General features: G+C 75.1%; 6 protein-coding genes. 2 read left to right on the forward strand and 4 right to left on the reverse strand.

The window, feature by feature from the left end; translation table 11 throughout:
* Window positions 1-108 precede the first annotated feature (108 nt).
* A complete protein-coding gene (locus ACFV61_RS22945) occupies window positions 109-1,620 on the reverse strand; it encodes a HEAT repeat domain-containing protein (RefSeq protein WP_380378584.1) in 1,512 nt (503 codons plus the stop codon).
* Window positions 1,621-1,906: 286 nt separating this feature from the next.
* On the opposite strand from ACFV61_RS22945, the gene ACFV61_RS22950 reads away from it, so the two are divergent.
* The gene (locus ACFV61_RS22950) at window positions 1,907-2,437 is read left to right on the forward strand and encodes a hypothetical protein (protein ID WP_063350172.1); all 531 of its coding nucleotides are present in this window, start codon (window positions 1,907-1,909) and stop codon (window positions 2,435-2,437) included.
* Between the two features lie 66 nt (window positions 2,438-2,503).
* On the opposite strand, the gene ACFV61_RS22955 is transcribed toward ACFV61_RS22950, so the two are convergent.
* On the reverse strand, window positions 2,504-3,985 hold the full coding sequence (locus tag ACFV61_RS22955; RefSeq protein WP_063350171.1) for a hypothetical protein: 1,482 nt from the start codon (window positions 3,983-3,985) through the stop codon (window positions 2,504-2,506).
* Window positions 3,986-4,458: 473 nt separating this feature from the next.
* On the opposite strand from ACFV61_RS22955, the gene ACFV61_RS22960 reads away from it, so the two are divergent.
* Window positions 4,459-5,673 carry an aminoglycoside phosphotransferase family protein gene (locus tag ACFV61_RS22960; RefSeq protein WP_107452966.1) on the forward strand — a complete coding sequence of 405 codons (1,215 nt, stop codon included), beginning with the start codon at window positions 4,459-4,461 and terminating at the stop codon, window positions 5,671-5,673.
* A gap of 36 nt (window positions 5,674-5,709) precedes the next feature.
* Here ACFV61_RS22960 and ACFV61_RS22965 read toward each other — a convergent pair whose 3' ends face one another.
* On the reverse strand, window positions 5,710-6,981 hold the full coding sequence (locus tag ACFV61_RS22965; protein WP_380493627.1) for an acyl-CoA dehydrogenase family protein: 1,272 nt from the start codon (window positions 6,979-6,981) through the stop codon (window positions 5,710-5,712).
* A 317-nt stretch (window positions 6,982-7,298) separates the two neighbouring features.
* A complete protein-coding gene (locus ACFV61_RS22970; protein ID WP_063350170.1) occupies window positions 7,299-7,793 on the reverse strand; it encodes a hypothetical protein in 495 nt (164 codons plus the stop codon).
* Window positions 7,794-8,716: the final 923 nt, after the last annotated feature.

Genomic DNA, 8,716 nt, shown 5'->3' on the forward strand with positions numbered 1-8,716 from the left:
CACCCTTAACTGGCGGCCCCCTTAACTGCTGGGGGGGGGAACACCGGGGGGGGTGTCCCGGCCCGTCGTTCGCCAGGATCGGGGAGGCAGCCACCGGCCTGCGGGGCCCTACCGCCCGAACTCCCGGGCGGCGGTCAGCCGGCCGCGGACGGCGGCGTGGACCTCGGCCTCCTCGGCCGGATCTGCGGCGAGCCGGCGCAGGCGCTCCAGCACGCGCGCGTCACCCGTGGTGGCGACATGGCGCGCGGCGAGCTCCCGCGTGGACTCCTCGCAGTCCCAGAGGCACTCGACGGCGGGGCCCTCGGGGAAGTGCACATCGGTCACGGCGAGCGCCCGGGCGGCGCGGCCGCGCAGTTCGGAGGAGGCGGCCTCCCCGTAGATGTGGCGCAGCACGGGGACGGCGTCGGCGGCGACCAGCCGCCCCGCACCGTCGACCAGCGAGCCGAGCCCGGTACCACTGACCCCGCGGACGGAGACCCAGCGGCGCAACCCGTCGACGACGAGCGGTGCGTCGGCCGGCTCCCCGGCGTCGGCGAGCAGTTTGACGGCGGCCTCGCCGAGCGCGCTGTCCGCGCCCCCGGTGGCCGGGTCGGCCCAGCGGCGGGCCTGCGCCAGGACCTCGGGGCCGCGCATCCGGCCGACCAGTTCCAGGGCGGCGCGCACGATCCGGTCGTCGACGTCCACGGCGGCGGCCTCGATCAGCTCGACGGCGGCCGGGTCGCGCTGGTCGACCAGGTAGCGCAGTGCGGCCCGGCGGGCACCGGGCAGGCCCCCGCGGGCGGCCTCCAGCACGGCGGGGCGGTCCTCGGGCCGGACGACGGCGGTCAGGCAGCGGGCGGCCGCGGCGGCCCGGCGGTCCACGGCGTCGGGGGCGGCCGGATCGGCGGCGTCGGGCGCGGGCTCGGGCCTGCTGTCGGCTCCACCGAGGAAGGCGCCGGCCCCGAGGGCGCCCAGGCTCCCCTGGTCGGCCCAGGCCAGGACGTCGGCGGTGGACCAGCCCGGGGTGACGCCGCCGCGGTTGAGCTGGCGCTGCCAGAGGTCGAAGGGTGACTGCTCGCTGGCCGCCGCCACTCTCGGGTGGTAGGCCGCCCACAGCCGCCAGGGCCGGGGCTCGTAGGCGTTGCGGATGAACTCGCGCAGCTCGGCGTCGCCCTCGGGGCCCGGGGCGAAGCGGTCCAGGACGGCGGTGCCGAGCAGCAGCAGGCCGCGGTCGTCGTCGCGCAGGGCGAGCTCGTCGAGGGCCCAGGCCCAGTTGGCGCCGGTGGCGGTGTACTCGCGCAGCATCAGCAGCGCGTCGCGCCGGCCGTACGCGGCGAGGTGGCCCAGGACGGAGAGGGCGAGGCCGGTGCGGTTCTCGTCGTCGCTGACGAGGTCCTCGGCGGAGTGGAGGTGGTCCTCGATGCCGTCGAGGGGGGCTTCCAGCTCCATGTAGAGGCGGGCGTAGTAGAGGGAGCGGTTCTCGACCTGCCAGTCGGCTCGCGGATCCCTGGTGACGCACTCCTCCAGCGCGGCGATGGCCTCGGTACGGTCGGCGGCCAGCGCGTGGAGCTGCCCGTCACCGCGGCCTCGCTGCAGGAGGCCGAGGAGGCTGGCACTGGGTGCTATCACTGGCTCGAACATGAGGTCAGCATCCGTTGCGGCGGTCGTAGTGGCAACGGGATTTCCGTCGCCGGGGTCACTGGTCGGTACTGCGGTGGGCGCCCGGGCGCCGGAATCACCGAAGGTTACCGCCTCGCGCCACCTTCCGCACACAGGGCGACGAAGGCTGCTGCCACAGTGGCATATGCCAGGGGAATTTTGCCTGCGTTATGTCCAAATCGCCCGCAGGGGCGAGGGCGCTGTGCCACAGTCTTCTCACCACCGACGGCCCGCACGCGGCGGGCCACCCCCGAGCCATGGACCCGCCATGAAGATGCCCATAGGCGCCGCCCGCCCACCGGACACCGCCACGGTGGACGGCGCCCCGGCGGGCGCGACGGACGACGGCGCGCGCGGCGAACCGAGCGGCGACGCCGACAGCGGAACGGACGGCAGAGTGGACGGCACGGCGCAGGAGCCGTCCAAGAACCCCGACCTCGGCGACGGACCCGACGCCGACGGCGGCCGCGACCACCTCATCGGCTCAGCCGAATGGGACCTCCTCACCGACCGCGTCCACTGGAACGCGGACACCTACCAGCTCCTCGGCTGCGACCCGGGCAACGGCCCGCTCAGCCTGGACCGGCTGCCCGACCGCCTCCCCGAGGCCGACCGGCCCGTGCTGCGCCGGATGATGACCGACGCCCTGATCCACGGCCGTATCTCCGCCGGCACCCTGCGGATCCGCCGCGACGGCGCCCCGCACGCCAGCGTCGAGTGCGCGGGCGAGCCCGTCCTCGGCACGGACGGCACCGTCACCGCCCTGCGCATGCTGCTGCGGCCGGCACCCCCGAACTGACCGGGGCCCGCCGGGGCCTCAGAAGCTCCGGGCCGCACAACCTCCGCGTCTCAGGACCCCCAGGCCTCAGGACCGCTTCGGCCGCTTCTTCGCGTCCGCCGCCCGCAACTCCCGCCCCAGCTCGGCCCGCAGCTCGTCCACCACCGGCAGGCCCCGGTAGCGCGCGGTCAGCCGGTACATCTCGCGCAGCCGGTCCCAGGTCCGGTGCGAGGAGTTCTGCCCGATCAGGTTCATCACCATCTTGGCCTGGAACTCCGCCGCGTCCGGCTCGCCGCTCAGCCAGTGCACCGAGGCCAGGGTGATCCGGTCGAACAGCGCCGAGCGCAGCTGCCCGGTGCCCTCCCGCAGGGTGATCACCCGCTCCGCGTGCCGCTGCGCCTGCGCCGCCGCCGAGGGGTCGTGCTCCGCCAGCGTGCGCAGCACCAGCGCCTGCATGCCGCGCAGTTCGGCCTCGTCGAACACCTGCATCCAGGACGGCGGCGGCTCCGGCGCCCCCTCGGCGAACAGGTCCTCGGCCTCCCCGAGCAGCCGCCAGGTGTCCTGGGAGTGCCCGATCGAGGCGTGCGCCCAGGCCTCGACGGTGTTCAGCATCGCGCGCGTTCTCGGCAGCACCCGGCCGCCGGCCGCCTTGGCCGCCGACATCAGGTCGATCGCGTCGTCGGCCCGGCCCAGGTGGACCATCTGCCGCGCGGCCCGGGAGATCGCCTCGCCGGCCCGCGGCCGGTCGCCAGCCTCCTTGGCCGACTCCGCCGCGATCATGAAGTACCGCTGGGCGGTGGGCTCCAGGCCCACGTCGTGCGACATCCAGCCCGCCAGCACCGCCAGGTTGGCCGCGACCAGCCACAGCCGCTGCTCCACCGCCGGGGGGTGCCGGTGCGTCAGCAGGCCTCCCACCTCGTTCAGTTGACCGACCACCGCCTTGCGCTGGAGCCCGCCGCCGCGCGCCGCGTCCCAGGCGCGGAACACCTGGACCGAGCGCTCCAGCGACTCCACCTCGTCGAGCCCGACCGGGCCCGCGTCGTACACGTCCACCGCGGGGCGCGCCCCGCCCTGGGTGATCACCTGGCGCGGCCCGGGGACCGAGGCCGCGTACGCGACCGCGTCCCCCCCGAGCCAGCCCTTCAACGAATCGGCGATGACCGTTCCGGCCGTGAGCGCGGCACCCGCGCCCACCAATCCACGTCGGTTCAGCATGAGGTCCATTCCCGTGAACTCGGTGAGGACCGCGGCCGTTCGATCCGGCGACCATGGCACTGCTGCGGACTGCGCCGCTCCGGACCTGGTGGGCCGGTGTCGTTCCAGACCGAGGTCCTCAGTGGTGACGACACGGCCGAGCCGCTCCGTGAACACGGCCGCCAGCACCCTCGGCACCGGATCCCGGGGGATCTCCCCCTGCTCGATCCAGCGCCGTACCCTCGACGTGTCGGTGGACAGCTGCTGCTGCCCCATCGCGGCACCCCGACGGTTGACCAGCCGCGCGAGCTCGCCCTTCGACCAACCGGTCAGGACGAACAAGTCAGCGAGTCGGGTGTTGGGTTCCCTGCTCAACGAAGCCCCCAGGTTCCTCGGCTGATTCGAGGCTAGAGGCTCCGGCAAGTGCCAGGCGAGCATTCGCCACCGTTCGCCAGGGCCCGCCAGACTACTAAGCCAGTGCGCCGCGGGTGTGTTGTAGGGGTGCGCCACCTCGCCCCCGGGTCGGGCGGCGTCCCACCGGCGTCGGGGCAGTCCCCCGACCGTGGCACGGGACGCTCCCGGTCCTCACCCGAGGGGGTGGCGCGGCCGGGTGGCGCGGGGGCGCCGGGCACGGCCACGGCAGTCCGGCCGACCGTACTCCCCAGGGTGCGGACGGCCGGAGCACCGCCGTCGTCCGGGTCTTCCGACCCCGCGTCCGTGCCCGGCGCCCGCGCACCACCCACCGCACCGAGTCAGGGCCGCCGTCACGCCAGGAAGCACGCGGCACCGGCCCTCCCCGCACCGCGGGGCGCACCTGCCGACGGACAGAAAGGGACCACCCTCACCCCATGTACTCCTCAGCGACGACCCCCTCGCCGACCGCGACCCGCACCGCGCTGCGCCCCCCCACCGCAGCCGCCGGGCGCCCCGGGCCGAAGCAGGTGCCCCCGTCGAGCCGCCCGGTGGCCCCGCACGGCACCGACGGCCGCTCCACGGACGCCCGGGTCCCGTCCGGCCGTACGGCGCTGGGGCTCCGCGGCCCCGAAGCGGCCCCGCCCGTCGGCGGCCGGCTCCCGCTCGCCCGCCAGGCCGACGGCCGGGTGCTGCGCCCGCCGCACCGTCCCGGCCAGGTCGGCGGCCCCGAGCGGATCGACCCGTCGGCGCTGCAGACCCCGGCGGTGCGGGCCGCGCTGGCGAGCGTCGCGCGGATATGTCCCGCGTTCACCCCGCGCCAGGTGCTGCGCGAGGGCAGCCGCCACATCCTGGTGGCGGGCACCATCGGGCGGGCCCCGGTGGTCGCCAAGTGCCTGGCGCCGCAGGCGGTGCGGAGTGGCTACTTCGAGCAGTTGGTGGCCGACTTCCACCACGAGGTGGCGGTCTACCGGGCGTTCGTCCGGCACCGCCCGCCGGTGCGGCTGCCCCGGCTGGTCGCCGCCGACCACGACCGCTGCGTGCTCGTCATGGAGCGCGTTCCCGGGCGCCCGGCCGCGCGGGAGCGCCACCCGGTCAACGCGCCCACCCCGGGCGAGGTGCGGGCGCTGCTGACCGCCGTCCGGACGCTCAACCTGTGGCGGCCGCCGACCGACGTGTTCCAGCCACGCATGGACTACCCGATGGAGATCGCCCGTTACCACTCGGTGGGCCAGCTCACCGACCGGGACGCCGGCGACCTGCGCGGCCTGCTGCACGGCCTCGGCCACACCCCGCTCCAGCTCTGCCACGGCGACGCCCTGCTCAGCAACATGCTGCTGGCGCCGTCCGGCCCGGTGCTGGTGGACTGGGAGCAGGCCGGCTGGTACCTGCCCGGCTACGACCTGGCGGTGCTGTGGAGCGTGCTGTCCGGCGACACCGCGGCGCGCCGCCAGATCAGCCAACTCGCCCAGAGCGGCGGCACGCTGGCCCGGGACGCGTTCCTGGTCAACCTGGTGCTGGTGCTGATGCGGGAGATCCGGCTGTACGACGTGCCGGGCGCCGGCGAGGAGCAGCGGATCATGATCCGCCGGCTCTACGACGACGCCGCGCTCGCCCGCCGGGCCGTCCGGGCCGCGGTCGGCACCCGCTGAGGCTCCGGGCCCCGAGCCCCCGGGGCCCGGAATCCGCTACGGCCGGCCGCCGCGTTCCAGGGCGGCCCGGCCGGCGGCCTCCAGGACGGCCTCGTCCGGGGCGAGGTGCACCCGGCTGCTCAGCACGTCCCGCAGGTAGCGCTCCAGCGGGTGACGCCGGCTCAGGCCGGGGTTGCCGGTGAGCGAGACCGCCTGCTGGACCGCCGCCGTCGCGGCCCGGGTGGCCAGCAGGTGGGCCGGGCCGGTCCGGGCGACCGCGTCCGGCTCGCCCCGGTCCACCCGGGGGGCCAGCCCCTCGACCAGTTCCTCGGCGCCGATCAGCTGGGCCTCGATCTCGCCGAGGGCGCAGCGGTAGCGGGGCAGGGTGCCGAGCGGCTCGGTCAGATTGGCCGGAGTGCGCTGGTTGAGGAAGCGGATCAGCCAGGACTGGGCGGCGCGAGCCACCCCGATCGCCACCGCGGAGAGCGCCAGATCGTGCCAGGCGAGGGAGAGTTCGGCGGCCCCGGCCGCGTCCGCCGCGCCGCCCTTGGGAGCGGTGAGGCCGAGCGCGAGCTCGGTCGGCACCCGGACCTGCTCCAGCACCACGTCGTGGCTGGCGCTGGCCCGCAGGCCGACCTGGTCCCAGGTCGGGTCGATCTCCAGGCCCTCGCTCTCGCCGCGGACCAGGAACGTCCCCAGCCTCGGCTCCGGCTCGTCGGTCCGCGCCGTCACCGCCATCCAGGCCAGCGCCTCGGCGCCGGTGCAGTACGTCTTCCGGCCCGTCAACAGCCAGCCCTCGCCGTCCCGCCGGGCCACCGTGTCCGGCAGCGCTCCGGGCCGGCCGCCGGGCTCCGCGCGCAGCGTGTTGACCAGGGCGGGCCCGCGCCGGGACTCGGTGAGCAGCCGCCGGTAGCCCGCCGTCGGCCAGGAGGCACGGCGGGCCTGCTCGGCGTGCTGGAGCAGCGTGAAGGCGGTGACCACGGCCACCGAGGCGTCCCCGCGCCCGAGTTGGGCCAGTACCCGGACGGTGTCGGCGAGCGTGCCGCCCGGTCCGCCGTACCGCTGGGAGACGGTCAGGGTGAGCAGTCCGGCCTCGTGCACCGCCTCGATGCCCTGGTACGGGAAGGTGGCGTCGCGGTCGTGCTCCTCGGCGCGGGCGGAAAGCAGGTCGACCACCCGGGGCAGTCCGGCGAGGGCGGCGACGACGGCCGAGCGGTCGGGCGCGGGGTGGCCGGAATCCGACGCTCCCGAGGCGGTGCCGGGCACGGCGGCGGTCGCGGTGCCGGACGGGCGGTCCGCGGGCGAACGGTCAGCGGCGGTGGTCGTCATGGTGCTGGGGCCTCCGGGCGGCAGCGTGGGCGCGGCAGATGCGGGCGGCACGCCGGACGGGCGCGCGGTACCGGACGGGCGGCCTCGGAGGTCAGTTCACGGCCCGCCCCCGGATTCGGCGCCGGCCACGAACGGCCGGCCGCCCGCCGCCTCGGGGACGAATCCCCCTCAGCGGCCCGGACACACCGCGCTGGCGGTGCGCCGCAGGTCCAGATAGCTGCGACGGGTCAGCAGCGGGAGACGGCACGACATGTTCGCGACTGTACGAACCTGTGATCGAAACCGTCAAGCGGCGTCCGAGCCCCGGTCGAGGCCGGTCAGCCCTGCTGGAACATGTCGGCCGGGAGCGGCTTCAACAGCTGATACAGGTCGTCCGAAATCGGTCGGTCCCAGGACGCGATGGTGACCTGGACGCCGTCGCTGCGCCCGAACTGGGCACAGAACACCCGCTCCTCGCTGACCTTGACCTTCTTCACGATCAGCAGGTCGTCCCCGAGCATCACCGGGAAGTCCTCGGCCGAGACGAAGTCGACCGGCTCGTCGTTCTCCAGCGCCGCGAGCAGCTGCCGCACCTCGAAGGGCACGCTGTCGCCGGTCTCCCGGGCGGGCGAGCCCTCGGGGAGGTTGCCGATGAACATCGCCGGGCCTCTGCCGCCGAACAGGTCGTAGCGCAGGAAAATCCCCTGGCAGGAGCCGTCCGGGCCGGTCATCATGGCCGCACCGAAGTCGCCGGGCCAGTCACCCGGGTCCATCGCGAGCACGTCGAAGTCCGGGCCGGCGGGCTGTCCGGAGCGACGGCGGAGAAAAGACATGGGAACATCGTACGTGCCCGGCACACCACGCTCGCGAGGTGGGTGGGGCACCGTCGGGAGATCGACGCTCAGAGACCAATGTTGACTCTGAGCAACCGTCCGGGCTACGTTCGGTTCAGCACGACAGCCGTTCTGGGTTTCACCCTCCGGGGGGACGGCATGTCGCAACGCGGCCCTACACGCGTTTCCCTCACTGTGCACATCGTCGTGCCGAACTGCCGAGCACCCAGCTTCGTCGTCGCACACAGCACAGCAGACAAGCCAACAGTTCCATCACCACAAGCCAGATCCGCGGGGCCCCGGCCCGTCGCTCCCGCGGATCTTGCTCGGGACGCCGCCGCGTGGGGGCGTGCGGGTCCCGAGCAAACGGTGTCGCCGCCGAGTCGCTCTCGGCGTCGACGCCAGCCTCCCGGCGACTGCCGGCCCCTCGTGGGCCGGGACCGGCCGACGCACCCCGGTGCGCAGGGGATGACTGGGAGGATGGCCTGGCAACGCTGCCGGGTCGCACAGCAGGCGCCGTGTCTGGCCGCGTGGGGGCGGTGGGCACGGCGTCTGCCTGTGCTCATACTCTGAGCTGCGTTTGTCTAACAGTCAACAGAAATTCTGACGGGGCACGTTCAATAGATCATCAGTTGTGATGTTCGGGGCCGAAATCGACCGCGGAGCGGGCCCCGTTCCGACGGGACCCCAGACGCGTCAAAACCACACCCAGCCCCCCACACCCCCAGGGGGGGCGGCGGGCGCGCGCGCCCCCGCCCCGCCCGGCCCCGGCCGGATCGGCAGGCGCCCACCCCGGACGCGCCGCCGGCCCGGTCGGCCTGGAACGTGCGGCCCGCCCTCCCGCCGGCCGGGCGGGGCGCACCCCCCCGCCGGCGGGGGGGGGGGGCGCGGCCCCCGCCCCCCCCCCCCCCCCCCCCCCCCCC

The sequence above is a fragment of the Kitasatospora sp. NPDC059817 genome, from assembly GCF_042731835.1.
Taxonomy (GTDB): Bacteria; Actinomycetota; Actinomycetes; order Streptomycetales; family Streptomycetaceae; genus Kitasatospora.

What these genes read in the sequence shown, in the direction of transcription:
- ACFV61_RS22945 (WP_380378584.1), bottom strand. Translation starts at nt 1,620, where the DNA reads ATGTTCGAGCCAGTGATAGCACCCAGTGCCAGCCTCCTCGGCCTCCTG.
- ACFV61_RS22950 (WP_063350172.1), top strand. Translation starts at nt 1,907, where the DNA reads ATGAAGATGCCCATAGGCGCCGCCCGCCCACCGGACACCGCCACGGTG.
- ACFV61_RS22960 (WP_107452966.1), top strand. Translation starts at nt 4,459, where the DNA reads ATGTACTCCTCAGCGACGACCCCCTCGCCGACCGCGACCCGCACCGCG.
- ACFV61_RS22965 (WP_380493627.1), bottom strand. Translation starts at nt 6,981, where the DNA reads ATGACGACCACCGCCGCTGACCGTTCGCCCGCGGACCGCCCGTCCGGC.
- ACFV61_RS22970 (WP_063350170.1), bottom strand. Translation starts at nt 7,793, where the DNA reads ATGTCTTTTCTCCGCCGTCGCTCCGGACAGCCCGCCGGCCCGGACTTC.